General features: G+C 65.4%; 25 protein-coding genes. 11 read left to right on the top strand and 14 right to left on the bottom strand.

Annotated features, from left to right (window positions below; genetic code table 11):
* The first annotated feature begins 37 nt into the window (after positions 1–37).
* Positions 38–619 carry a FlgO family outer membrane protein gene (locus tag AC07X4_RS10750; protein ID WP_056066854.1) on the top strand — a complete coding sequence of 194 codons (582 nt, stop codon included), beginning with the start codon at positions 38–40 and terminating at the stop codon, positions 617–619.
* A 184-nt stretch (positions 620–803) separates the two neighbouring features.
* Here AC07X4_RS10750 and flhC read toward each other — a convergent pair whose 3' ends face one another.
* The 5 genes from flhC to AC07X4_RS10725 all read right to left on the bottom strand — a co-directional run bounded on the left by flhC (position 804) and on the right by AC07X4_RS10725 (position 5,480).
* Positions 804–1,367: a flagellar transcriptional regulator FlhC gene (gene flhC, locus AC07X4_RS10745; RefSeq protein ID WP_015015271.1), complete on the bottom strand. Its 564-nt coding sequence runs from the start codon at positions 1,365–1,367 to the stop codon at positions 804–806.
* Between the two features lie 44 nt (positions 1,368–1,411).
* Entirely contained in the window at positions 1,412–1,738 is a 327-nt protein-coding gene (gene flhD, locus AC07X4_RS10740) for a flagellar transcriptional regulator FlhD (protein WP_015015270.1), read from the bottom strand.
* Between the two features lie 528 nt (positions 1,739–2,266).
* A complete protein-coding gene (locus AC07X4_RS10735; protein WP_494740046.1) occupies positions 2,267–3,172 on the bottom strand; it encodes a sulfurtransferase in 906 nt (301 codons plus the stop codon).
* Between the two features lie 101 nt (positions 3,173–3,273).
* The gene (locus AC07X4_RS10730) at positions 3,274–4,185 is read right to left on the bottom strand and encodes a DMT family transporter (RefSeq protein ID WP_099730920.1); all 912 of its coding nucleotides are present in this window, start codon (positions 4,183–4,185) and stop codon (positions 3,274–3,276) included.
* Positions 4,186–4,325: 140 nt separating this feature from the next.
* The gene (locus tag AC07X4_RS10725; protein ID WP_494740045.1) at positions 4,326–5,480 is read right to left on the bottom strand and encodes an aromatic ring-hydroxylating oxygenase subunit alpha; all 1,155 of its coding nucleotides are present in this window, start codon (positions 5,478–5,480) and stop codon (positions 4,326–4,328) included.
* Between the two features lie 275 nt (positions 5,481–5,755).
* Here AC07X4_RS10725 and xseB point away from each other — a divergent pair, with 275 nt between their 5' ends.
* From xseB to AC07X4_RS10705, 4 genes are all read left to right on the top strand, one after another.
* Entirely contained in the window at positions 5,756–5,998 is a 243-nt protein-coding gene (xseB, locus tag AC07X4_RS10720) for an exodeoxyribonuclease VII small subunit (RefSeq protein ID WP_056066864.1), read from the top strand.
* Positions 5,995–6,969 (top strand): polyprenyl synthetase family protein, encoded by a 975-nt coding sequence (locus AC07X4_RS10715; protein WP_436077794.1) that lies wholly within the window; start codon positions 5,995–5,997, stop codon positions 6,967–6,969. Before xseB ends, AC07X4_RS10715 begins: the two co-directional genes overlap by 4 nt.
* 91 nt (positions 6,970–7,060) lie before the next feature.
* Positions 7,061–8,956: a 1-deoxy-D-xylulose-5-phosphate synthase gene (gene dxs, locus AC07X4_RS10710; protein ID WP_494740044.1), complete on the top strand. Its 1,896-nt coding sequence runs from the start codon at positions 7,061–7,063 to the stop codon at positions 8,954–8,956.
* Positions 8,957–9,202: 246 nt separating this feature from the next.
* Entirely contained in the window at positions 9,203–10,285 is a 1,083-nt protein-coding gene (locus AC07X4_RS10705) for a TRAP transporter substrate-binding protein (protein ID WP_015015263.1), read from the top strand.
* Between the two features lie 536 nt (positions 10,286–10,821).
* Here AC07X4_RS10705 and AC07X4_RS10700 read toward each other — a convergent pair.
* The 3 genes from AC07X4_RS10700 to AC07X4_RS10690 all read right to left on the bottom strand — a co-directional run bounded on the left by AC07X4_RS10700 (position 10,822) and on the right by AC07X4_RS10690 (position 14,567).
* Complete coding sequence (locus tag AC07X4_RS10700) at positions 10,822–12,609, bottom strand: TRAP transporter large permease (RefSeq protein WP_494740043.1); 1,788 nt, start codon at positions 12,607–12,609, stop codon at positions 10,822–10,824.
* 27 nt (positions 12,610–12,636) lie between these two features.
* Entirely contained in the window at positions 12,637–13,257 is a 621-nt protein-coding gene (locus tag AC07X4_RS10695; RefSeq protein ID WP_056748212.1) for a TRAP transporter small permease subunit, read from the bottom strand.
* 182 nt (positions 13,258–13,439) lie between these two features.
* Entirely contained in the window at positions 13,440–14,567 is a 1,128-nt protein-coding gene (locus AC07X4_RS10690) for a substrate-binding domain-containing protein (protein ID WP_260668191.1), read from the bottom strand.
* Positions 14,568–14,630: 63 nt separating this feature from the next.
* On the opposite strand from AC07X4_RS10690, the gene AC07X4_RS10685 reads away from it, so the two are divergent.
* The 4 genes from AC07X4_RS10685 to AC07X4_RS10670 are packed head-to-tail and all read left to right on the top strand — an operon-like array spanning position 14,631 to position 17,769.
* On the top strand, positions 14,631–15,368 hold the full coding sequence (locus tag AC07X4_RS10685) for an ABC transporter permease (protein WP_099730913.1): 738 nt from the start codon (positions 14,631–14,633) through the stop codon (positions 15,366–15,368).
* A complete protein-coding gene (locus AC07X4_RS10680) occupies positions 15,365–16,093 on the top strand; it encodes an ABC transporter ATP-binding protein (RefSeq protein WP_056066886.1) in 729 nt (242 codons plus the stop codon). The genes AC07X4_RS10685 and AC07X4_RS10680 overlap by 4 nt, the downstream gene beginning before the upstream one ends.
* The gene (locus tag AC07X4_RS10675; protein ID WP_494740042.1) at positions 16,090–16,926 is read left to right on the top strand and encodes an ABC transporter substrate-binding protein; all 837 of its coding nucleotides are present in this window, start codon (positions 16,090–16,092) and stop codon (positions 16,924–16,926) included. Before AC07X4_RS10680 ends, AC07X4_RS10675 begins: the two co-directional genes overlap by 4 nt.
* A 9-nt stretch (positions 16,927–16,935) precedes the next feature.
* Positions 16,936–17,769, top strand: coding sequence for a molybdate ABC transporter substrate-binding protein (locus AC07X4_RS10670; RefSeq protein ID WP_494740041.1), 834 nt, complete (start codon positions 16,936–16,938; stop codon positions 17,767–17,769).
* 100 nt (positions 17,770–17,869) lie between these two features.
* On the opposite strand, the gene AC07X4_RS10665 is transcribed toward AC07X4_RS10670, so the two are convergent.
* The 6 genes from AC07X4_RS10665 to AC07X4_RS10640 are packed head-to-tail and all read right to left on the bottom strand — an operon-like array spanning position 17,870 to position 23,825.
* On the bottom strand, positions 17,870–19,567 hold the full coding sequence (locus AC07X4_RS10665) for an ABC1 kinase family protein (RefSeq protein WP_494740040.1): 1,698 nt from the start codon (positions 19,565–19,567) through the stop codon (positions 17,870–17,872).
* Positions 19,568–19,582: 15 nt separating this feature from the next.
* Positions 19,583–20,068 carry a DUF2269 family protein gene (locus AC07X4_RS10660; protein ID WP_260668187.1) on the bottom strand — a complete coding sequence of 162 codons (486 nt, stop codon included), beginning with the start codon at positions 20,066–20,068 and terminating at the stop codon, positions 19,583–19,585.
* Positions 20,065–20,463 (bottom strand): DoxX-like family protein, encoded by a 399-nt coding sequence (locus AC07X4_RS10655; protein ID WP_494740039.1) that lies wholly within the window; start codon positions 20,461–20,463, stop codon positions 20,065–20,067. Before AC07X4_RS10655 ends, AC07X4_RS10660 begins: the two co-directional genes overlap by 4 nt.
* Entirely contained in the window at positions 20,460–20,984 is a 525-nt protein-coding gene (locus tag AC07X4_RS10650) for an SRPBCC family protein (RefSeq protein ID WP_260668185.1), read from the bottom strand. The genes AC07X4_RS10655 and AC07X4_RS10650 overlap by 4 nt, the downstream gene beginning before the upstream one ends.
* A gap of 4 nt (positions 20,985–20,988) precedes the next feature.
* Entirely contained in the window at positions 20,989–22,113 is a 1,125-nt protein-coding gene (locus tag AC07X4_RS10645; protein WP_494740038.1) for a saccharopine dehydrogenase NADP-binding domain-containing protein, read from the bottom strand.
* A 5-nt stretch (positions 22,114–22,118) separates the two neighbouring features.
* On the bottom strand, positions 22,119–23,825 hold the full coding sequence (locus AC07X4_RS10640) for an EAL domain-containing protein (RefSeq protein ID WP_494740037.1): 1,707 nt from the start codon (positions 23,823–23,825) through the stop codon (positions 22,119–22,121).
* Positions 23,826–24,005: 180 nt separating this feature from the next.
* Here AC07X4_RS10640 and AC07X4_RS10635 point away from each other — a divergent pair, with 180 nt between their 5' ends.
* Together AC07X4_RS10635 and AC07X4_RS10630 are read left to right on the top strand one after the other, a co-directional pair.
* On the top strand, positions 24,006–24,332 hold the full coding sequence (locus tag AC07X4_RS10635) for an ArsR/SmtB family transcription factor (RefSeq protein ID WP_494740036.1): 327 nt from the start codon (positions 24,006–24,008) through the stop codon (positions 24,330–24,332).
* 33 nt (positions 24,333–24,365) lie between these two features.
* Positions 24,366–24,869 carry an ArsI/CadI family heavy metal resistance metalloenzyme gene (locus AC07X4_RS10630; RefSeq protein ID WP_494740035.1) on the top strand — a complete coding sequence of 168 codons (504 nt, stop codon included), beginning with the start codon at positions 24,366–24,368 and terminating at the stop codon, positions 24,867–24,869.
* Position 24,870 lies beyond the last annotated feature (1 nt).

Genomic DNA, 24,870 nt, shown 5'->3' with positions numbered 1-24,870 from the left:
CACCCACCCCCGTTAAAACCTGGCGGGTGGTGGCACCATGATGCGCCGTTTCCATCCCGGCAAGCTCAGGTCCGCGTGGTGCTTGGGCATGGTGGTGGTGTCGGCCCTGGCGGTGCAGGGCTGCTCGACCAACCCGGTCCACAGCTATTACTACGGCAACAGTGCGGGTGGCGTGTCGCGCACCGACCTGATCGAGGTGAACGACCGGGCAACGGATGCCTTGCTCCTCAACGCGCCGCTGGACGCGAGCCAGCCGCTGTTGGTGGCCACCCTGGTCAATGTGGACCGGCTCAACGAGTCGTCGCGGCTGGGGCGCATCTTTTCGGAGCAGATCGCGGGACGCATGGTGCAGCGCGGGCTGCGCGTGACGGAAGTGAAGCTGCGCGACAACCTGGTGCTGCACCGCGAACAGGGCGAGTTGCTGCTGTCGCGCGAGGTGCGGGAAGTCAGCCAGGCGCAGAACGCGCAGGCCGTGGTCGTGGGCACGTACGCGGTGTCGGCCTCGGTGGTGTACATCAGCCTCAAGCTGGTGAACCCGGTGGGCAACCATGTGATGGCGGCGCACAACTATGCGGTGCCCGTGGACGAGAACGTGCGCACCTTGCTTGCGGGGCGTTGATGGCTGGCTCGGCGTTCTCCCTCGCACCACATTCCATCGGCAGACAGCAGAAAGCAGAAAGCAGAAAGCAGAAAGCAAAAAGGCCCCGAATAGGGCCTTATTTGTTTGCTATCTAATCAATAGCTAGAGCGGCAATATGCACTAGCGCATCGGGCGCTTTTGGCTCAAAAAACACGCCAACGTGTCAATGCAACATCAGCGCACCGGCGGTCTTGCTCTTGCCGGCACGGGCGGGTGGGTTGCACAGGCCGCAGGTGAAATGGCGGTTTTCGTACAGCTCGGTCACGAACTGGCCGCTGCACTGGCTGCACTTGGTGCGGGTCAACATGCCGGCGTCCACGAATTTCACCAGGCGCCAGGCGCGGGTGAAGGACAGCAGGGGTTCGATCTCGGCTGTGGCGACTTGTTCGTTGTACAGGCGGTAGGCCTTGGTCAGCAGCTCCACCGAATCCAGGTCCACGCCCTTGGACAGGTACTCGTAGATGTTCAAAAACAGCGAGCTGTGGATGTTCTCTTGCCAGGTCAGGAACCAGTCGGTGGAGAAGGGCAGCTGGCCTTTGGAGGGCGACTTGCCCGCGATCTCCTTGTACAGGCGGATCAGGCGTTCATACGACAGCGTGGTCTCGGACTCCAGCACCTGCATGCGGGCGCCCATCTGGATCAGCATGGCTGCGCGTTCGATCTGCTTGGATTCATTCAGAACGCTTTTGACAGGGGCTTTGGCGGCGGCGGTGGTGGTGGAGGACATGGCGGGCTTTCGGTGAGAACGGGACAACGCTGCGGGCTAGTGCTTCAGAGCACTTCCGACACGCGGCTGGCCATCAGGATGTTGGCGTGCAGGGTGTTGGTGGCGTCGTTGCCCACCTTCTTGGCCGAGTGGTTGGTCAGCAAGCTCCACACCAGGTTGTCGTCCACGCGGAAGCTGCAAAGTAGCGTGTTGCGGGAGGCCAGTTTCATCACTTGCGCTGCCGACAGCGAAGCGAGAATATCGGCAGACTCCTCGTTCATGCCCAGACGGAAAACCGCTTCGGCCTTGTCCTGACGGATCAGGGTTTGGGCCAGCATCAGGTAGGTGAGGTTGGCTTCGCGGATTTCAGCGAGGATTTGTTCGTTGGTCATGGCGGCTTCCTTTTTTCCAGTACCGGGTCTTGCGTGGCCTGCTGACTGCAGGTTTTGCGTGATCCGTTGAAATGGATTGTGAAACCGCCCCAATCAGAAATTAAGTCGGGGTTTGGCTGTGCCGCGTGTCTGGTTTCGCGGTGGGCTGTGTAGGAATTTGCCCTACACGCAGATCAGGCGCCGGCTGGCTTTTCAGGGGGCCGTGTCTGCTGCACTGACAGACACCCACCCCGGAATTCTGCTCATGGTTTTGATAGCGCCTGCAAAGCCATCTTTTTTGCGCTTTTGCAACTGGCGGCGTTCGTTAGAGCGTGTTCGCGGTCTTTTCAGGGCCGCGTGGGCGTTCAATCGCCCGATTTCACTCCAACCCTTTGGGCAAGCGCCTTGCCGGACGGTCTGCGGCGTTGCGGCGCTTGCCATAGCACGGGCTATTGGCTGCGCACCGCGCCTTGCATCCCATCCGGCAAGGTGCTTGCGCGGCCTTGAAAAGACCGTGAACACGTTTTTAGACGACGCAGCGGGCGTTGTTCATCCTTTTTCGACCGGGCGCGTGGGGTCTGAACACCATTCGCTCCAGCTGCCCGCAAACAGCGCGGTGTGCCCCAGGCCGGCAATCTCCATGGCCAGCAGATTGGGGACGGCGCTCACGCCGCTGCCGCACTGGTGCACCACGGTTGCAGGATTGCGGCCTGCCAACAAGGCGTCGAACTCTGCGCGCAGTGTGGCTGCGGGTTTGAAGCGGCCGTCGGCGCCGATGTTCTCGGCAAAGGGGCGGTTGAGCGCGCCCGGAATGTGGCCGGCCACCGGGTCCAGCGGCTCCACCTCGCCCCGGTAGCGGGCGCCGGCGCGGGCGTCGATCACGGTCTGGTCTGCGGGGCGCTGCAGGCGGGCCAGGACATCGCTGGCCGTGGCCAGCTGGCGCAAGGGCTCGTTCAGTGCAAAGTGGGACTGGAAGTGCGACGGATCTTCTCCGCTGTGGACCGCACCGCCGGCGGCCTGCCAGGCCTGCAGCCCGCCGTCGAGCACGGCCACGGCGTCATGGCCTGCCCATTTGAGCATCCACCACAGGCGGCCGCAGTAGTTGGCGCCCTGGCGGTCGTACACCACGGCCTGCATGTTGTTGGCAAAACCCACGCTGGACAGCCACATGGCAAACCGTTCGCGGCTGGGCAGCGGGTGGCGGCCGCCGGATGCGGGCTGGTCGGCCTCCTGCGCCGTCACAGTGCCGGTGGCCCCAGGTGCGCCATGCTTGGCGCTGAGGTCATTGTCGAGGTTGGCGTACACGGCGCCGGGGATATGGGCTTGCGCATATTGCTGCGCGCCGGCCGTCGGTTGCATGAGTTCGAAGCTGCAGTCAAACACCATCAGCGGCGCACCGCTGGCGATGAGGGCTTGCAGGTCGGGGGCGGAGATGAGCGTGGTGTAGGTGGTCATCGGCAGATCAGGTGCAAAGCAACCGGTTGGGCGGGGAGGCCTCCATTGTGGCCATCCCGATGGAGACTGTCCTCGCCTGCGCGCATTGGTTTTTGTATCGGTCAGTGTTCTTCGGCCGGTGCGCCGGGCGCGGCCCGGGCCCGCAAGATGGTGGCCACAATGCCGCTGCCCACGATGAGGGCCATGCCGATCCAGCCGATGGGCGGGATCTTGTCGCCAAACAACAGCACGCTGTAGACGGCGGCAAACACGATGCCCGAATACTGCAGATTGGCCACCACCAGTGTGCCGCGCTGGGTCTTGGCGCTGGCGTAAGCCTTGGTCATGCACAGCTGCCCGCCAGCCGCCAGCACCCCGATGGGCAGCAGCCACAGCGCTTGCCAGCCCGGCCAGTCCGACATGCCGGTGAACAGCATGGCAAAGCCGCCCGCCACCGCGGAGCCCACCGCAAAGTAGAAGACGGTGCGCGACTCAGGCTCGCCCAGGCGCGACAGCGCCACCACCTGCATGTAGGCAAATGCGGCTGACAAGCCGGACATGAGGCCAATCATCCCGGCGAACGCCTGGTTCTGGTCCAGGCTGGGGCGCAGCATCAGCACCACGCCCACGAACCCGGTGAGCACCGTCAGCACCAGCGGGCCTTGCAGCGCAGGCCGGGGCGTGGCGGCGGAGGGTCGCCAGGCCAGCAGCGTGCCGCCGACCAGGAAGGCCGCGATCCACACGCTGCTCATGTAGTTGAGCGTCATGGCGGTCGCCAGCGGCAGGTGCGCAATGGCGTAGAACCAGGCGCCCAGCGACGCCACCCCCACGAGGCTGCGCCAGGCGTGCATGCCGGGGTACCGCGTGGACAGCGTCACTTTTTGCGAGCGTGACAGCAGCCAGAGAATCAACATGCCGATGAGGCCCCGGTAACACACCAGCTCGGCGGAGTTGAAGAAGTCCGAGGCGATCTTGACGCACACGCCCATGCTGGCAAACAGGAACGCGGCCAACACCATCCAGAGGGCTTGCATCGGGTTGTGATCTTTTGAAGCGCGCCGTGGGGCGCAAAAATGAAAATAGCTGCCATCGCTTAGTTTTTAAGCACTGGCAGCTATTGTAATGAGAGCAGACCACGGCGGGCCTGCAGATTGGCAGGGTTTTGCCGCCGTATTCAGCGTTTTGGCGTGGCCGGGTCGATGGTGTCCGAGCCCATCGCCTCACGGTACCACTCGTGGAAGTGCTGCATGCCATCCTCCATGGGGCTTTGGTAGGGGCCCACCTCGTTGTCGCCGCGTGCCATCAGGGCCTTGCGGCCCGCGTCCATGCGCTCGCCGATTTCGTCGTCCTCGATGCAGGTCTCCATGTAGGCGGCCTTCTGCGCCTCGACGAACTCGCGCTCGAACGCAGCGATTTCTTCGGGGTAGTAGAACTCCACCATGTTCAGCGTCTTGGTCGGGCTGATGGGGTGCAGCGTGGACACGGTGAGCACATGCGGATACCACTCCACCATGATGTGCGGGTACAGCGTGAGCCAGATGGCGCCATGCTTGGGCGGCTTGCCCTCGCGGTAGGCGAGCAAGGCTTCGTGCCAGCGTTCGTACACGGGGCTGCCGGCCTTGCCCAGGCGGTTGGCTACACCCACGGTCTGCACCGAATAGTTCTTGCCGAACTCCCAGCGCAGATCGTCGCAGGTGACAAAACTGCCCAGGCCCGGGTGGAAGGGGCCCACGTGGTAGTCCTCCAGATAGACCTCGATGAAGGTCTTCCAGTTGTAGTTGCACTCGTGCAGCTCTACGTGGTCGAGCACGTAGCCGTCAAAGTCCAGGTCGGCGCGTGGTCCCATCTGGGCGAGGTCGGCAGCCACGTCGTAGCCGTTGTCTTCAAACAGCAGGCCGTTCCACTCGCGCAGCTTGTAGTTGTTGAGGTTCAGGCACGGGTCGTGCGCGAAATGCGGTGCGCCCAGCAGCTCGCCCTTGGGGTTGTACGTCCAGCGGTGCAGTGGGCACACGATGTTGCCGCCCGCGCTGCCCTTTTGCTGGGTGTTCAGCGAGCCTTTGCCCTTGAGCATGACCGCCTGCCGGTGGCGGCAGACGTTGGAGACCAGCTCGATACCGCCCTGGGCGTTGCGCACCAGCGCGCGGCCCTCGCCCTCCTGGGGCAGTGCGTAGTAGTCGCCCGCGTTGGGCACAGCCAATTGATGCCCCACATAGCGGGGCCCGCGCTGGAAGATGGTCTCCAGCTCGCGCTGGAACAGCGCATCATCAAAGTAGCTCGAAACTGGTAGTTGGCTTGCGGCCTGCTGCAGTTGAAGACTTAAATCAGACATGGGTGACCTGACCTAAAGACTCCCCACAGAGAGAGTGCGGGAGGTGCGCCCGTGAAGGCGCATCTGGAAAAAGAAAACCGGCTAGGGTGGGTAGCCGGCTCGACGGGAATGGGATTATAGGCGGTGGGGTTATTCCCGCACCCCCGCTACGTGAATAGAAAACACCGGTTCCGGAAAAATAGAGACCTCCCACGGATCGGCCACTGTCTGACACGGGCGCCACAGCGCTGCGCCTAAAATCACCGGTTTTTCACCCGCGCACTGCCGCCCCCTCCATGCCCAAGGCCCCCGCAACCCCTGCTCCTCCCGCCGAACCTGCCAGCTACGAGGCGGCCCTGGAGGAGCTGGAGCAACTCGTGGCCCGCATTGAATCGGGCCAGTTGCCGCTGGACCAGATGCTGGCTGGCTACCAGCGCGGCGCCGCCTTGCTGGCTTTTTGCCGCCACCGGCTCGATGCCGTGCAGGACCAGATCAAGGTGCTGGACGACGGCCAGCTGCAACCATGGAACCAGGAATGAGCGCATTGCCGATGACTTCCTCGACGGTGTTGAACCCACCCCTGGATACGAATCTCTGGAGCCAGAATCACCTCGGCCGTGTGGAGCAGGCGCTGTCCTTGTGGGTGGGCGACGGCGCTCCGGCAGGGCTGGGCGACGCCATGCGTTATGCCGTCCTGGACGGCGGAAAGCGCCTGCGGCCCTTGCTGGTGTTGGCTGCCTACGAGGCGGCGCGCAGCGGCACCTCGGACTCCGTGGCACCCGAGGGCGCGGCGGTTCAGGCAGCTCTGAACGAAGCTGCCCTGCGGGCCGCGTGCGCGGTGGAGCTGATCCACGCGTATTCGCTGGTCCACGACGACATGCCCTGCATGGACAACGACGTGCTGCGCCGTGGAAAACCCACGGTGCATGTGCAGTTTGGCGAAGCCCAGGCCCTGCTGGCGGGTGACGCGCTGCAGGCCTTTGCGTTTGAACTGCTGACCCCCGACAACACCCTGATCCCCGCTGCCACGCAGGCGGCTTTGTGCCGGCTGCTGGCGCGGGCTGCGGGCTCGGCCGGCATGGCGGGCGGTCAGGCGATTGACCTGGCCAGCGTGGGCGTGGCGCTGACCGAAGCGCAACTGCGCCAGATGCACCGTCTCAAGACAGGCGCCTTGCTCCAGGGCAGCGTGCTCATGGGGGCCCTGTGTGGCCACGCGGCGCCCACCGCCTACCAGGCCCTGTCAGACTATGGCGCTGCCATGGGGCTGGCGTTCCAGGTGGTGGACGACATCCTGGATGTGGTGGCGGACTCGGCCACCCTGGGGAAAACGGCGGGCAAGGACGCGGCCGCAGACAAACCCACCTACGTATCGTTGCTCGGTCTGGAGCGTGCGCAGGCCTACTCGCAGGAGCTGCTGGCCGAGGCCCGTGCGGCCCTGGGTCGCAGTGGCTTGCCCGACACCCGTGCCCTGGCAGCCCTGGCGGACATGGTCGTGAGCCGCTCCCACTGAGCCCGGCCCTGGTCCCTGGCGACTCTCTCAATGTCCAAATGCCTGCTGGTGCTTGAATCTCTTGCGCTCGTAGCTATCAAAAGAATAGTCAATGTCCACGACACCCTTCCCCTTGCTGCAGACCATCAATGACCCGGCAGACCTGCGCCGGCTCTCGCGCGCGGACCTCAAGGTGCTGGCGACCGAGTTGCGCGAGTTCGTGCTGCAGAGCGTGTCGCAGACCGGTGGCCACCTCAGCTCCAACCTGGGCACGGTGGAGCTGACCGTGGCTTTGCACCATGTCTTCAACACCCCGGAAGACCGCCTGGTGTGGGATGTGGGCCACCAGACCTACCCGCACAAGATTCTGACCGGCCGCCGCGACCGCATGCACACGCTGCGCCAGCTGGGCGGTATCTCCGGCTTTCCGCAACGGGCCGAGAGCATCTACGACACCTTTGGCACAGCGCATTCGAGCACCAGCATCTCGGCAGCCTTGGGCATGGCGCTGGCTGCCAAGCGCAAGGGCGACAACCGCCATGCCGTGGCCATCATTGGAGATGGCGCGATGAGTGCCGGTATGGCGTTCGAGGCGCTCAACAACGCGGGTGTGGCCGACTGCAACCTGCTGGTGGTGCTGAACGACAACGACATGAGCATCAGCCCGCCCGTGGGCGCGCTCAACCGCTATCTCGCGCAACTGATGAGTGGGCAGTTCTACGCCGCCGCCAAGAACGTGGGCAAGACCGTTTTGCGCCCCGTGCCGCCCCTGCTCGAATTTGCCAAGCGCTTCGAGCAACAGGCCAAGGGCATGGTGGTGCCCGCCACGCTGTTCGAGAAATTCGGCTTCAACTACATCGGCCCCATCGACGGGCACGACCTCGATTCGCTGATCCCTACGCTGGAGAACATCAAGAGCCTCAAGGGCCCACAGTTCCTGCACGTGGTCACCAAGAAGGGCCAGGGCTACAAGCTGGCCGAGGCCGACCCCGTGGCCTACCATGGCCCCGGAAAGTTCGATCCCTCCGTGGGCCTGACCAAGCCCGCCACGCCGCCCAAGCAGACCTTCACCCAGGTGTTCGGCCAGTGGCTGTGTGACATGGCGGCGCAGGACCCCCGCCTGGTGGGCATCACGCCCGCCATGCGCGAGGGCTCGGGCATGGTCGAGTTCGAAAAGCGCTTTCCGGACCGCTACTACGACGTGGGCATTGCCGAACAGCACGCTGTCACGTTCGCTGCGGGCATGGCCTGCGAGGGGGTGAAGCCCGTGGTGGCCATCTACTCCACGTTTTTGCAGCGTGGCTACGACCAGTTGATCCACGACGTGGCCTTGCAGAACCTGCCCGTGGTGTTTGCACTGGACCGTGCGGGCCTGGTGGGCGCCGACGGTGCCACGCACGCAGGCGCCTATGACATCCCATTCGTGCGCTGCATTCCGAACATGAGCATGGCCTGCCCCGCCGACGAGCGCGAATGCCGCCAGTTGCTCAGCAGTGCGTTTGAACAGGATCACCCCGTGGCTGTGCGTTACCCGCGTGGTAGCGGCGCGGGTGTGGCGCCGCTGGCTGCGCTCGATGGCCTGCCGTTCGGCAAAGGCGAGATCCGCCGCGAGCGCAAGGGTGATGCGGACGGCAAGGCGCCCCGCATTGCCATCCTGGCGTTTGGCACCTTGCTGTATCCCGCGCTCGAAGTTGGCGAGGCGATCGATGCCACCGTGGTCAACATGCGCTGGGCCAAGCCCATCGATGAGGCCTTGCTGCGCGAAGTGGCGGAGCGCCACGATGCGCTTGTGACGGTGGAAGAGGGTGCCATCATGGGTGGTGCGGGCAGTGCAGTGACCGAAGCGCTCAACGCCATGGGCATCGTGCGCCCCGTGTTGCAGCTCGGGCTGGCCGATGTCTTCATTGAGCATGGTGACCCGGTCAAGTTGCTGGCGTTGCAGGGACTGGATGCAGCCGGCATTCGCGCATCGATTGCAGCGCGGTTTTTGCCAGGCAGCGCGGGCTAAAAAGGCGGAGGGCTGCGGTCAGCGCAGCGCGTTGGCTCTTGGTTGCTGGGAGGGTCTTTGCACCGCTGTCGCGCAGATGCTTGCAGAACCCTGAAGGTGTGTGTTGGCGCCGGACTTTCGCGGGAAAACCCGCAAAAGTCCTGGGGGGCATGTTCCTACAATGGTCCCGGCTGAAACATGTCCTTGGTCGGCCGTGCACAACGCGTGCGCACCAAGTTTTGCAATCAATATATCGGAGAGAACCTCATGGATCGTCGTTCAATCATCAAGCATGCTGGCATTGCCGGTGTGCTGGCTGCAGGCGCTGCGCCCGCCGTCCACGCCCAGGCTGCCATTCGCTGGCGTCTGGCCTCCAGCTTCCCCAAGTCGCTGGACACCATTTATGGCGGCGCTGATGTGTTCTCCAAGGCCGTCAAGGCCATGTCGGGCGGCAAGTTTGAAATCTCCGTGCACGCTGGTGGCGAGCTGATGCCTCCCTTCGGCGTGGTGGACGGCGTGCAACAAGGCACCGTGGAAATGGCACACACCGTGCCTTACTACTTCTACGGCAAGAACCCCGCCTTCGCGCTGGGCTCGGCAGTGCCTTTCGGCTTCAATGCCCGCCAGATGAACGCCTGGATGTTGCACGGCAATGGCCGCAAGCTCATGAACGAGTTCTACGGCGGCTTCAACATGATCAGCTTTGCAGGTGGCAACACCGGCACGCAGATGGGTGGCTGGTTCCGCAAGGAAATCAAGTCGCCTGCCGACTTCAAGGGCATGAAGATGCGCCTGGGCGGCGGCCTGATCGGTGAAGTGATGCAGAAGCTGGGTGCAGTGCCCCAGAGCATCCCTGGCGGCGAAATCTACCAAGCCCTCGAAAAGGGCACGCTGGACGCTGCCGAGTGGGTGGGTCCTTACGACGACCAGAAGCTGGGCTTCAACAAGGTCGCTCCGTTCTACTACTACCCCGGCTGGTGGGAAGGCGGTCCTGAAGTGGACTTCTTCGTCAACCAGAAGGCGTTTGACGGCCTGTCGGCTGAGAACAAGGCCATCATCGAAGCCGCAACCAACGTGGCCCATGTGGACATGCTGGCCAAGTACGACGCGCTGAACCCCACGGCCCTGAAGCAGCTCGTGGCAGCCAAGACCAAGGTGCTGCCTTTCTCGCAAGCTGTGATGGACGCTTCGTTCAAGGCTTCGATGGAAGTGTTCGCCGAGAACGACGCCAAGAGCCCCGAATGGAAGAAGATTTACGCCGACATGCGTGCCTTCCAGCGCGACCAGATCCTCTGGTTCCGCTTTGCAGAAGCCCGCTACGACACCTTCATGTCTGCACAGAAGATCTGATAGCCCGGCTGCGGCGCAAGCCGCAGGGCATGTCGATCAGAAAACCCGCCTGGTTCGCCTGGCGGGTTTTTTTGCGTCTGGTGGATGGTATGGGGTGGGGTTCTCGGCCCCGCCGTACTGCGGGGCAGATGATGCCGCCGGGATGCCCGGCGATGTTCGGTCGGCTGGCGCTCAAGGTGTCGCCCTTGTTGATGTGATCGGCAGGTCTGCGTGATCCCTCGGTGCAAACGTTTCTGATGGGATACCAAGGGGGGTTGAGGCCATCGCTTCCCGTGGTGTGCAAAGTCCGTTTAGCGCCACAGGCAGACGCTTGCCAGCGGGTTAAGTGGCGCGAAGAAGCCAATGTCTCAACGCGTGGCGGTCGTTTTGCTGTGGGTCCTTGGGTTTTGGGGACGGCGACGTCGAGCCGTTCGTTGACGGTCCTGTCTTTGAGCACGCTCTGCACGCCATAGGTCCATGAAAAAAGCCCCGGCAGATGACATCTGCCGGGGCTATGGTTGCTTCAGGGGCTGGTCAACAGCCCTGTGCGGTTCGGATCACTTCTTCTCGTTGGCCATCGAGTCTTGCAGGGCCTTGAGCGGGTCGTCTGCAGCGGGGGCCGCAGTATCGCCAGGGGCAGCTCCAGCGCCTTCCATGCCTGCGGTGGGGTCGGTGGCCTCGGGGGCTCCGGCCGCGTCGGGTATGGTGGCTTCCATTTCCATGCGGACCTTGTCCAGGTCGTAGACCTCTTCTTTGTCCAGGCCGCTGGAGACGATGCCAGGGAAGGCGATGATCAGGCCCACCATCATCAACTGGATGATCAGGAACGGGATGGCACCCCAGTAGATCTGCGGCGTGGTCACCGGCGCAATCATCTTCTTGGTGACCTTGTCGAGGTACTCCTTCGCCGGGGCCACGCTGCGCAGGTAGAACAGCGCGAAGCCGAACGGTGGGTGCATGAACGAGGTCTGCATGTTCACGGCCAGCAGCACCCCGAACCAGATCAGGTCGATGCCCAGCTTGTTGGCCACCGGGGCCAGCAGAGGCACCACGATGAAGGACAGCTCAAAGAAGTCCAGGAAAAACGCCAGGAAGAACACCATGATGTTCACGACGATCAGGAAGCCCAGCTGGCCACCGGGCAGGCCGGTCAGCAGGTGTTCTACCCACAGCGGGCCGTCCACGCCCTGGAAGGTCAGGCCGAACATGGTCGCGCCCACCAGGATGAACACCACAAAACACGACAGCTTGGTGGTGGTGGTTACGGCCTGCTTGAGCAGCGAGAAGCTCAGACGGCCACGGATGATGGCCATGATGCCCGCGCCCAGTGCGCCCATGGCGCCGCCTTCGGTGGGGGTAGCAACGCCCAGGAAGATGGTGCCCAGCACCAGGAAGATCAGCAGCAGCGGGGGGATCAGCACGAACGTCACGCGTTCCGCAGCCTTGGACAGCAGGCCCAGGCGGGTGATCTTGTTGATGCTGGCGACCACGAAGGCCAGGGCCACGCCAAAGCACATGGCCACCACGATGGTTTCATCCAGCGCCACGCGTTCCACCGCCTCACCCGACCACCAGGTGTGCAGGGCGGGCATGTTCTTGGCCACATACATCGAGGCTGCCACGCAGATGCCGGTCAGCACCAGCAGGGAGGTCACACCGCTCTTGCCGTTGTCGTCGCGCAGCGTACGGGCTTCGGGCGGGATCGCAGGCACCCATTGGGGCTTGAAGATTGCCAGCAGGATGACGTACAGCGCATAGAAGCCGGTGAGCATCAGGCCGGGCAGGAAGGCGCCCTTGTACATGTCGCCCACGCTGCGGCCCATCTGGTCGGCAATGATGATCAGCACCAGCGACGGCGGAATGATCTGTGCCAGGGTTCCGGACGCGGCAATCACGCCCGCAGCCAGTCGGCGGTCATAGCCATAGCGCAGCATGATGGGCAGCGAGATCAGGCCCATCGATATCACCGACGCGGCCACCACGCCCGTGGTGGCTGCCAGCAGCGCTCCCACAAAGATCACGGCCAGCGCCAAGCCACCCCGGATGGGGCCAAACAGCTGGCCAATGGTGTCCAGCAGGTCTTCCGCCATCCCGCTTCGCTCCAATATGAGCCCCATGAGCGTGAAGAACGGAATGGCCAGCAGGGTGTCGTTCTGCATGATACCGAAGATGCGCAGCGGCACGGCTTGCAGCAGCGCTTCGGGAAGTACGTTCAATTCAATGCCGATGAAGGCGAAGAAAAGTCCACAGGCGCCCAGACTGAATGCGACCGGGAAGCCCACCAGCAAGAAGCAGATGAGCCCCGCGAACATGATGGGGGCGAGGTTATGGGTCAAAAATTCCATGGTGTGTGCTCCGCTTGGTAGGGCCGCTCAGTGAGCCTCGGCCTTGTTCTTGCCGTTGCCCTTGGCGGCTTCGGCCAGGTTGCGGATGGATTCAGCCAGTTCTTCCTCGGCCGTCTTTTCGACCTTCTTGACCGTCGGATCTTCGATCAGGCCTTGCAGGAAGCCCAGGCGCTTGATGAGTTCAGAAATGCCTTGCAGCCACAGCAGCGTGAAGCCCAGGGGCATCATCAGGTACACGGGCCAGCGGATCAGGCCACCTGCGTTGTTGGACATTTCGCCCGACGCCAGTGCGCGCGTGAAGAACGGAACCCCATACCAGAGCACAGCCAGGCACATGGGGGTGAGAAAGACGATGTAGCCGAACACGTCGATCCAGATCTGCGTGCGCTTGGAAAAGCGGCTCGAGATCACATCGACCTTCACGTGCTCGCCTTGCAGCAGCGTGTAGCCAGCTGCCAACAGGAACGACGCAGCGAACAGGTACCACTGCACTTCCAGGAAGGCGTTGGAGCTGATGTTGAACGCCTTGCGCACCACGGCGTTCACGCCGCTGATGACCGTGGAGGCCAGGATCAGCCAGACCACGTACTTGCCGACCTGGGTGTTAATCCAGTCGATCCCTCTTGATAACTTCAATAGAGCCTGCATGGTGTCTCCAATAAAAAGGCTGTGTGTGCGAGATGCCCGGGCCCCGCGCGGGTAGGCGCTGCGGCAGGGCACACTTTGACGACGGCGCGATTCTACGGAGCACTGTAGGCGGAGTCTGACAGCAGCGTGACGGTGTTATCCCGCAGCAGCTGCTCATTCTTCAGCTATCAAAACTGCAGCAATTAGGGTTTCTTCCTAGGCGTGGAAGCACGCTTTTTCCGCGCAAATTGCCACCACGGCAGCACGGTGCTCATGGCCTGCACCTCGCCGCAGTGCCAGGCGGTGTAACCCGGCAGCGTGGTCATGTGTGCCAGCCATTCAGGTGTTTGCAAGAGGGTGCGCAGTGCCAGCGTGGCGGGCTGGTCCAGGCTGGCTTTCAGGCATGCCAGGTGGTAGCGCTCGTGCACCAGGGGGACAAACTCCAGCCCGCGCGCGCGGGCCGCCAGCTCGATGCCCATGCCCACATCGGCAGCCCCTGCAGCCACGGCCTGGGCGATGGCGGTGTGGGAGGGCTCGTTGAGCGCGTAGCCCACGATGCTCTCTGGGTCCATGCTGGCCTGGGCCAGCAGGTCGTCCAGCAGCACCCGCGTGCCCGAGCCCAGCGGCCGGTTGATGAAGCGGGCGCCGGTGCGGGCCACATCGGCCAGGCTGTGCAGACCCAGCGGATTGCCGGGGGCCACGATGAGCCCTTGGGTGCGCTGTGCGAAGCCAATGATCTTGTGCAGCCCGGGCTGTAGCAGTGGCTGGTAGGTGCGCGCGGTGAGCGACTGCGCGGCCGCGTCGGCCACGGTGTGAAAACCCGCCAGGGTGCACCGCCCCTCGTTCAGCGCACGGATGGCGTCCACGCTGCCAGTGAACCGGATGTCGAGGTGCAGCGCCCCCACATCGGTCTGCGTGGCAGCATGGGCGCGCAGCGCAGCCAGTGCGTCGTCGTGGCTGGCATAGAGGGTGAGCACATGGGCGTTGGGGTCGAAGGCCACGGCAAACGCGCGCTCCAGGTCGGCGTGTAGCGCGGCAATCTGGGGCGCCAGGCGGGCCTGGGCCTGGCGTTCGGCCCATAGCAGCTTGCTGCCAAACTCGCTGAGTTGCGCTGACTGGCCCTTGCCCCAGATGATCAATTCGCCGCCCAGCTGGTCTTCCCAGCGTTTGAGGGCGCCCCAGACATGGCGGTAGGACAGGTCCAGCGCGCGCGCAGCGCCCGAGATGGAGCCACGCTCGGCTACGGCCTGCAACAGCTCGGGCAATGGATTGCGGATGAGCGCAGTGCCCGCGTCGCGGCTGAGTGTGTAGTGAAGTTGGACCCTATGCACGGGAGTTCATATCGCTGGATATTGGATGGGTGCCTACGATAGCCCAAACCGATCCCCTGGCCCATGTCCACCCTCACCGAAAGCGCGAGCACAGCGCTTGAACTCACCCTCTCGTCCGACCCTGTCCTCTGGACCATCGTGGGCCGCTCCTTGTCTGTCAGCGCCACCGCCTGTCTGATGGCCTGCGGGGTGGGCCTGGTGCTGGGCGCCTGGCTAGGCGTGGCCCGCTTCACTGGCCGTGGCGCCGTACTGGCGGTGCTCAACACCTTGCTGGCCGTGCCTTCGGTGGTGGTGGGGCTGGTGGTGTACCTGGTGCTCTCGCGCAGCGGGCCGCTGGGGTCGCTGGGCTGGCTGTTCAGCTTCAAGGCCATGGTGCTGGCGCAGGCTATCTTGGTGCTGCCGGTGGTCACCGCGCTCACGCGCCAGACGGTGGAAGACGCCGAGCGCGCGCATGGCGAGCAGCTGCGCTCCATGGGCGCCGGCCCGCTGCTGCGCAGCCTGCTGCTGGCGTGGGACGAGCGGTATGCGCTGCTCACCGTGCTGCTGGCATCGTTTGGCCGCGCGATCTCCGAGGTCGGCGCCGTGATGATCGTGGGTGGCAACATCGACGGCTTCACGCGCGTGATGACCACCGCCATCGCGCTGGAGACCAGCAAGGGCGACCTGCCGCTGGCACTGGCGCTGGGCATGATCCTGCTGGCCGTGGTGCTGGCGCTCAATGTGCTGATTGCGTTGCTGAGGCGCTGGCGCGAGCGGGTGGATGGCTCGGCCTCCAGCACGCCGGTGGGAGTGGCTGCATGAGCGGGCCTTTGCCAACCCCCTGGGTGGACCTGCGGCAGGTGACTGTGCGCTACGGCCGCGTGCAGGCGCTGGACCAGGTCACGCTGCGCATCGCACCCGGCGAGCGCGTGGCGCTGGTGGGCGCCAACGGCAGTGGCAAGAGCACCTTGCTGCGCGTGCTGCATGGCCTGGCCGACACGCATGGGGGCGGCCTGCAATGCGATGCGTCGCTGCGCCAGGCCATGCTGTTCCAGCGCCCGCACATGCTGCGCACCAGTGCCCAGAACAACGTGGCCCTGGCCCTGTGGCTGCGCGGCACCCGCTGGCGCGATGCGCGCCCGCTGGCCCTGACGGCCTTGCAGCGGGTGGGCCTGCAGGGCATTGCAGCGCAGAACGCGCGCACCCTGTCGGGCGGCCAGCAGCAGCGTGTGGCGCTGGCCCGTGCATGGGCCCTGCGGCCCGATGTGCTGCTGCTCGATGAGCCCACCGCCAGCCTCGACCCCCATGCCAAGCGCGAGGTCGAGGCCCTGATGGCCGACTTTGCGGCCAGCCATGGCGCTGCTGGTCCTGCGCACCCCGTGACCATGGTGTTCAGCAGCCACAACCTGGGCCAGGTCAAGCGCCTGGCCAGCCGCGTGATCTACATGGAGCACGGCCGTCTGGTGGCGGACTTGCCGGTGCATGACTTTTTCAATGGCCCATTGCCGGAGGCCGCCCGATTGTTTGTCAAAGGAGAGCTGGTATGACGGATTTCAAGACTTTTCGCGCGGGAGCGCTAGTGTCCAAAGCGCTGGCAGCTATTGTTTTGGTAGCGTCGGGTTCAGCGTTTGCGCAGAGCATCACCATGGCATCCACCACCTCCACCGAGCAGTCGGGCCTGTTTGGCTACCTGCTGCCAGAGTTCAAGAAGGCCAGCGGCCTGGACATCAAAGTGGTGGCGCTGGGCACGGGGCAGGCGCTCGATATGGCACGCCGGGGCGACGCGGACGTGCTATTCGTGCACGACCAGGTGGCCGAAGAAAAGTTTGTGGCCGATGGTTGGGGCGTGAAGCGCTACCCCGTGATGTACAACGACTTCATCCTCATCGGCCCCAAGAACGACCCGGTGGGCACCAAAGGCAAGGACATCGTGCAAGCGCTGCAGAAGCTCTCTGCCGCCAATGGCAACTTCATCTCGCGCGGCGACAAGAGCGGCACCCACGCGGCCGAGCTGCGCTACTGGAAGCTGGCCGGTGCCGAGGCTGCAAATACCTCAAAAAGCAGCGGCTACAAGGAATGTGGCTGCGGCATGGGGCCAGCGCTCAACATCGCGGCGTCAAGCGGCGCCTATGTGCTGGCCGACCGTGGCACCTGGCTCAACTTCAAGAACCGCGCGGACCTGGCCGTTCTGGTCGAGGGCGACACCAAGCTCTTCAACCAATACGGCGTGATGGTCGTGAACCCCGCCAAGCACCCGCATGTGAAGACACAAGACGCGCAGAAGTTTGTGGACTGGGTGGTGTCTCCCGCCGGCCAGCAGGCCATTGCGGGCTACAAGATCGGTGGCGAGCAGCTGTTCTTCCCGAACGCAGCGCAGTGAGCGGTCTCCATGGCAAACCGTTCACCCGCGGCGGTAGCCGCTGCCGCCGCCGGGCTGGCCTGGGCCGTGGCCGGTTGTGTGGCCGCGCCCGCCCAGGCGCCCATGGCTGACGCTGCCCCCGTGCAGGTGTATGCCGCTGGCAGCCTGCGCGAAGCGTTCACCGAGATCGCGCGCGACCAAGAGGCCCGCACCGGCCAGAAGGTGGCGCTGACCTTTGGCGCCTCGGGCCTGCTGCGCGAGCGCATCGAGAAGGGCGAGCCCGCACAGGTCTTTGCCTCGGCCGACACCGACCACCCACAGCACCTGGCGGCCCGGGGCGGCTGGCAGGCGCCCGTGGTGTTCACGCGCAACGCGCTGTGTGCGCTGACCAGCGAACAGATCAGCGCCACCCCCGACACCTTGCTGGCCACCTTGCTGCGCAGTGACGTGCGCGTGGGCACGTCCACGCCCAAGGCCGACCCGTCGGGCGACTACGCGTGGGCGCTGTTCCGCCAGGCCGACAAGGTTCAGCCGGGTGCGTATGCCCAGCTGGACGCCAAGGCCCTGAAACTCACCGGCGGTGCGGATTCGCCCAAGCCGCCTGCGGGCCGGGGCACCTATGCCTGGGTGATGGACCAGCGCCAGGCCGATGTGTTTTTGACCTACTGCACCAACGCAGTGGCCGCCCAGGCCGAGGTGCCGCGCCTGCGCGTGGTGCAGCTGCCGACCGCACTGCAGGTGGGCGCCGCCTACGGCCTGACTGTGCGTTCAGATGCGCCCGCTGCGGCCCAGGCATTTGCCAGTGCGCTGCGCCAACCGCCTGCTCAGGCGGTATTGCAACGGTTGGGGTTTGGGCTGCCCTGAACGCGGGCGGCCGTCTGGCTGCGAGTGTGTGCACGCGCCGCGTCTGTCTGCCTGGTGGGGTAGCGCGGCGTGTGCTTTTTAAACCGGTGGTATGCAGCGTTCAGTCATCATCGCGGTGGTGGCTGCTGCGCCAGATGGCCCGCACCAGCCACAGGCCACACACCACCGCACCAAAGAAACCGAGGAAGCCAAACGCTGGCAGGCCGAACAGCGTGGGCCCGCCTTTCACGGTCATCACGATGGACGAGCCGATGATCAGCGCCGCAATCACCAGCGCCATTGCCAAACGGTTGGCTGACCGGTCGATCTGGTCGCCCACACGCTTGAGGTGCGCCAGATCGATGCCCACCTGCAGGTGCCCGCGCCGCGCGTTGCGCAGCAGCCGCCCGATGTCGTCCGGCAACTGCTCCACCGTGGCCAGCGCGCGCCGCAAGGTGCTCCAGGCCCGCCCGGCCAGCACCTTGGGCTCGTAGCGTGCGCGCACCACCTGCTTGAGCAGCGGCAGGGCTTCGGTCGCCATGTGGAAGTCCGGGTCGAGGTTGCGGCCAATGCCTTCGAGCGAGATGAAGGCCTTGATCAGCAGCGCCAGATCGGACGGCAGGCCCAGGTGGTGTTCACGCAGGATGGCCGTCACGTCGGCCAGCATCTGTCCCAGGCTCAGCTGCGCCAGGGGCACGCCGTGGTACTGGTCCACAAAGGCCTCGATCTCGGTTTCGAGCTGGCCCAGGTTCAGGCCCTGCGCGTCGCCCGTCCAGTCCAGCAGCACATCGGCCACGGCCTGGGGCTGGTGCTCCACCAGGCCCAGCAGCAGCTGCAGCAACTCGTCGCGCCGGCGCTGCGACAGGCGGCCTACCATGCCAAAGTCGATGAAGGCAATGCGGTTGCCCGGCAGGTAGAACACGTTGCCCGGGTGCGGGTCGGCGTGGAAAACGCCGTCCTTGACGATCATCTGAAGTACCGCCTGCGCGCCGCGCTGCGCCAGCACCGTGCGGTCAAAACCGGCCTCGGGCGTCAGCGCGGCCAGGGCGCCGCCGGGTGTGCCGTCGATGAAGTCCTGCACGTTGATGCGCTCGCGCGTGTAGGCCCAGTGCACGCGCGGGATCACGATGTGAGGCAGTGCGGCCATGTTGGTGGCAATGCGTTCGGCCTGGCGGCATTCGCCGGCCAGGTCCAGCTCGCGGCGCAACGAGCGCGCGAACTCGCGCACCAGTTGCTGGGGCCGGTAGGGCTTGAGCGCTGGCAGCTCTGCCTCGGCCAGCGCGGCCAGGCGCTGCAGCAGGCGCAGGTCGGCCTGGATGGTGTCGGCGATGCCGGGGCGGCGGATCTTGACGATGACTTCGCTGCCGTCCTGCAGGCGTGCGCGGTGCACTTGCGCAATCGATGCGGCGGCCAGCGGCGTGGTGTCAAACCAGGCAAAAACGGCTTCGGGTTCGGCGCCCAGGTCTTCGCGCAGTTGCGGGCGCAGCGCATCGATGGGCACAGCGGGCACCTGGCTGTGCAGTTTCTCGAATTCTGCAATCCACTCCGGGCCAAACAGGTCGGCCCGGCCCGCGAGGATCTGGCCAAACTTGACGAACGCGGGGCCCAGCTCTTCGAGCGCCAGGCGCACCTGCACGGGCGGCTCCACGCGGGCCAGGTCTGCTGCGTGGGTCCAGTTCAGTGCCTGGCCCGCGCGCTCCAGCCGGTCGGCCAGGCCCAGGCGGCGCACGGTGTCGCCAAACCCGTGGCGCACCATCACGCCCAGGATTTCCTTCAGGCGCCCCAGGTCGCGGGCAGTGTCCAGGGTCTCGATCAGCATGGGGCGATGATAGGTTCAGAAGTTCAGGGCGGGTTTGTTCACCATCAGGTAGAACACCACGGCCATGGCCACAAAGGCCGGGTAGCCCAGCGCCTCCCACCAGCGGGCGTAGCGCCAGTACAGCGGGGGCAGCACGCCATCGCCCAGGGGCGCCTGTGCCGCCTCTACCGCCATATCGCGCATGCGCAGCTGCAGCCACACCACGGGCAGCCAGCAGGCCCCGGCCACCAGGTACAGCGCAATGGATACCGCGAGCCACGGCGTGCTCCAGGGCAGGCCTGCCATCGCAGCCATGGCGAGCCCCGTGGCGGGCTGGAGGAACACCGTGGGCGTGGTGAACCACCAGTCCGCCCGCACCACCAGGCGCGTGACCACCGCCTGTGCCTGCACATTGCCGCTGCGGTTGGTAAAGAACATGTAGAACGCAGAGCCCAGCCCGGTGCCCACCAGCAGCACGCTGGAGATGATGTGCAGCCATTTGAGGGTGAGGTACAGGCTCATGGCTTTTGCAATGAAGTGGCCTCGTCTTGCAGCAGCACCCACAGGATGGCGGCAATCGGCAGGTTTTTGGTCAGAGGTCCGAAGGGGTGCAGCCACCATGCAGGGTGTATGGCCGTGGCCAGCAGTGTCATGGCCAGCATCACCATCAGGGCCGCTCCATACGCCTTGCGGCCGGGGCGGAGCGCCAGCCACAGCCCCAGCACCGCATCGGCAGCCGCCCCGGCCAGGATGATGGCGGTGGGCAGCCACGATGTGTTGCCCTCGGTCCACGCTGTGGGCAGGCCCGCCAGCAGCTCGCGGCTTTGGCCGTGCAGCTCCCACACGCTGACCACGGCGGTGGCCAGCCAGACGATCACGAGGCTGGCGCGCAGCAGTTGGGCTGACGCGCGGTTCATGGGCTGGCCTTCTGCGCGGCAGAGGGCGCAGGGCCCTGCGCCTGTTGCCAAGCTGCAATGTCGGCAGCACGGACCGCCAGGAACTGCGCCAGGCGCTGGAACCGCCGGCGCGTCTTGCGGACAAAGACCCAGTCCACCACAGGCTCCATGACCGCCCGGAAGGCTGCCGGGCCTACTTGAAAGGTATAGGTGTAGATCAGCAGGGACTGGTGGGGGCCTTGCTCCTGGTGGCGCATGGAGGCTGCCCACTGGGTGAAGGGAAACGACCGGCCGACCATGGCCGCAGCCGCGACCACAGGGCGGTCATAGCTGACGAACTGCGTGCGCATGGACAGCGCCCGCAACGCGCCGGCGCCCAGGTTCTCGGTGGTGGCGCCCACACTGGGGCAAGGCGCACCGCTTTCCACGCTGGTGCGGCGCACCAGCGAATCCCACTGGCACCGCCACTCGTGGTAGTGGAAGGCATCAAAAACAATGTCGGCACGCGCTGGCATGGGGAAGGTCAATTTCCGGTGGGCCATGGGCTCATTCCTCCACCACATCGGTCACCATGCCCCACTTCGCAAACTCGGGCGCAAAGACCTCCAGGGGCAGCAGGCTGGTGCTGGTGTGCGCCCCGGCGGGCAGCGGCTGCCCGGCTGCGAGCTGGCGGGCCAGCAGGATGGCGGCCATGCAGGGAATCTCGGGGCCATGGTCGTTATCGGCCGCAATGTGCCATGCGCGGCGCCGGGGCTGGCCTTGCGCATCCGCGCCCGCCACACGCACCACCATGCCGCCCAGCGGCGTGCCCAGAAAGTCCAGCGCGCCGCCTGCGTGGTGCATCAGCCAGGCCAGCTTTTCGGGGTGGGCCAGTACGCCCCAGCGGCGCAGCGCGGCCAGGGTCGCAAAGGCTCTTTGCGCCAAGCCGACCTCCAGGGCCGCGCGGAAGGTGACGCGATCGTGGGCCCGGTAGTGGGTGGGAAAGATCTCCAGGTCCGGGATGTCGCAGACCGCCCCCAGGCGAGGGCGCAGCCGCTGGAACTGGACGGGGCTGGGCCGCGCCCAGCCGCTGTGCGGCTGCCACCGGCCACCGTCCCACACGTCAATGGACAGGCCGCAGTAGCTCAGCACCGCCGCCAGCGTGGCCTGGCCCCGGGGCGCCCGTTGCGCAGGGGCAATGCAGATGTCGATGCTGTCAATGCGCTGCCAGCCCGCGCACAGGTGGTCGATGACGGCGGAGGACAGCGCGGGCACCGTGCTGGCACCCGCGATGGCCGTACGCCCGGCGGCAGTGAAGGTAGCCTGCATGGCGGCGGGAAAGTCGCACACAAACCGGCGGCCGTCGGCCAGGTCGATGTAGTGCGCGCCCGCCTCGGCCGCCGCCTGGGCCACGTTGTAGGCCTGTGCCTGAAAAGGGCCCGCCGTATGGATCACCAGACCCACACCCCACTCGCGCAAGGTGGCGGCCAGGCCGGGCGCCTGGTGGTCCAGCGCCACGCCCTGGGCACCGTGGCCGAGCGCGGCGGCCAGGGCCTTCGCTTGCAATGCGTCCCGGCCTGCCACCAGCAGGGCCATGTTGTGGCGTGTGGCCTCGTCGCTCACCAGCGCGCGGCAGATGCGCGCCCCAAAGTTGCCGTAGCCGCCCAGGACCAGGGTTTTGAATGCAGCCATGGCGGTCATGCGCCCGAGGCCCAATGCATGCTGGGCTGCGTGGGCACAAAGGAGGTATCGCTGCCCCCGCCACTGCCCGGCGTGTGCAGCAAGGCCTGCAGGGCGGCACGCTGCGACTGCAGTTGCGTGCGGTGCCAGGTGGGTACGTCAGGCGCTGCAATGGGGCGGCTGACCAGGTAGCCCTGGATGTGGTGTAGCCCGGCGGCGGCCAGGGCCCGCAGCTCCTCCGGCGTCTCTACCCCCTCGACCACCACCGACAGGCCCAGGTCCCGCGCCAGCGCGCAGATGTGCCGCAGCAGCTTCTGGCGTCGGCGGTCTTGCGGCAATTGGCGCACGAACAGGCGGTCGCACTTGATGCCCGCAATAGGGAGCTCCGCCAGCATGCCCAGCGACGAATAACCGGCGCCAAAGTCGTCCATCAGCACGGCCACGCCCAGGGCGCTCAGCGCGCTGATGGCCGCCACCATCTGGGGGCCCAGCGCAATGACGGCATGCTCGGTCATTTCGAGCTTCAGGGTGCGCGGGGGCAGGCCGCGCTGCGCCAGCTGCAGGCCCAGCCAGGGCGCAAAGCTCTCGTGCATCAGCGTGACCGGTGCCACATTGACGCTGATCGACACTGCGTCCATCCCCTGCGCTCGCCAGTGGCACAGATGGTCGAGCGCATTGCACACAATCATGCGGTCCACCTCCGCCGTCTTGCCCTGCAGCTCGCACACCAGCAAGAAGGTTTCAGGGTTGATGCGGCCCAGGGTGGTGTCGGTCAGGCGCAGCAGTGCCTCCAGCTGCACCCCGCTGCGCTGGGTGTGGATGATGGGCTGGAAATGCAGGGCCAGGTTGTCGGGATGCAGCAGGCGGTCCAGGTGGTCGGCAATCAGCGACTGTTGGATATCGCTGTGGGCGTTGTGGGCCAATGCCGAGGTGCGCATCATCGACAACCCGCGCCGCAGCAGCTGCTGTCGCCCCGCGTCCGAGCGCAGGTTGCTCAGATGCTCCATGGCCACCGCCATCGCAAACACCAGCATCACAACGAGCAAGGCAGCGCCATCGGACGCCGCATCGTGGTTGCCCTGGTGCATGGGAAAGGTGTTGACCAACAGCCAGTGCAGTACCAGGATCGCGCTGCCGCACAGCAGCTTGTCTGCCCAGTTCTGGGCCCGATAGCGGGGGGTGAGCACGCTCAGCTTGGCGGCGCGATGGCGGATGGCGCAGTAGCACGAAATGCCGGTGGCAATGCCCAGCGATAGCACAGTGGCCGGCAGGTTGATCTGCCCGAAACTCTGCACGTGGCTGCTGGTGATGGTGAAGTGCCCTGCCAGCGTGCCCATCGCCAGCCACAAGCTGGCCAGCGCAATGCGGCGTTTGCTGGCGCCGGTGCTGAGGGTGGGGATGGTGAGCCGCGCACTCACCACCATGATGACCAGGCCGCTGAGCGCGGGCACCAGCTCCAGCACATGGTGCGACAGCTCGTTGTACAGGAACAGGCCCACCACATCCAGCGCCCACACGATGGAGCCAATGCACAGGGCTGCGTGCGATGCACTGATGCGGCGGCTGGACGGGTCCACGGAATACGCGGTGTGCTCCACCAACTGCTGGCACACGTGCACGACCAGTGCCGCAAAGACCCAGAACAGCAGGCTCTGCAGCAGTGGCGGAAACCCCACCACAAACACCTGCATGGCGCCCTGCCAGATTGAAACCAAATCGTCCACGTGCTCCCGCCCTTTTTTGTATGCGGGTCATCATACGACCGTGGGGCGGGGCCGACGCGTAACAGCCTGTGGCGGGTGCGTGCTCCCGGGCGATCGGCTGCCATCTGGGAAGGGCGTGGGTTTCCAGTGATTTTTTGGATACCATTTCCAATAATTCAATAATCGTTGTATTATCGATCTATGCAAGAAACCGATGTTGTCCGTGCCCTCGCAGCCCTGGCCCAGGAGGTCCGCTTGCGGGTCTTTCGTGCGCTGGTGGTGGCGGGCCCTGCGGGGCTGACCCCCGGTGATCTGGCCGCCCAGCTGGAGGTGGCGCCCAACACCCTGTCCTTTCACCTCAAGGAGCTGTCGCATGCCGGGCTCATCAGTCAGGAGCGACAGGGCCGCAACCTGATCTACCGCGCCGGGTTCGACACCATGAATGCGCTGCTGGCCTACCTCACTGAAAACTGCTGCGAAGGCCAGGGCTGCGCGCCTGCCGACGCGGCCGCGTCCTGCCATTGCTGACCGTCTCTGTCCACTACCCCCAAGGAGAACCCCATGAAACGCTTCCACGCCCATGTGCATGTCGATGATCTGGCCCAAAGCATCGCCTTCTATTCCAAGCTGTTTGCTGCCGCCCCCGCGCGGGTGGAGGCGGACTATGCCAAGTGGATGCTGGAGGACCCGCGCGTCAACTTCGCCATCTCCACGCGCGGCGCCAAGCCAGGCCTGGACCACTTTGGCATGCAGACCGACGACGCTCAGGAGCTGGCCGAACTGAAGGCGCGTGCCGAGGCCGCCGACATGGCCTTGCTCGACGAGGGCAACACCACCTGCTGCTACGCCCGCAGCGAAAAGCACTGGGTGACCGACCCGCAGGGCATTGCATGGGAGCACTTTCACACCCTGGGCGACATCCCCGTCTTCAACGAGGCCACACCGTCTTCATCTGCGGGCGCCTGCTGCGCGCCAGCGGCGGTGGCAGCCCCTGCGCCTGCGGCCCTTCGGGCGGCGTGCTGCGGCCCGGCCACTGCCACAACCGCCAAAACCAGCTGCTGCTGAG

The sequence above is a fragment of the Acidovorax sp. GW460-11-11-14-LB4 genome (assembly GCF_059423685.1).
Note: the sequence above shows the minus strand (reverse complement) of the source record. Positions and strands in the feature narration are given on the sequence as shown.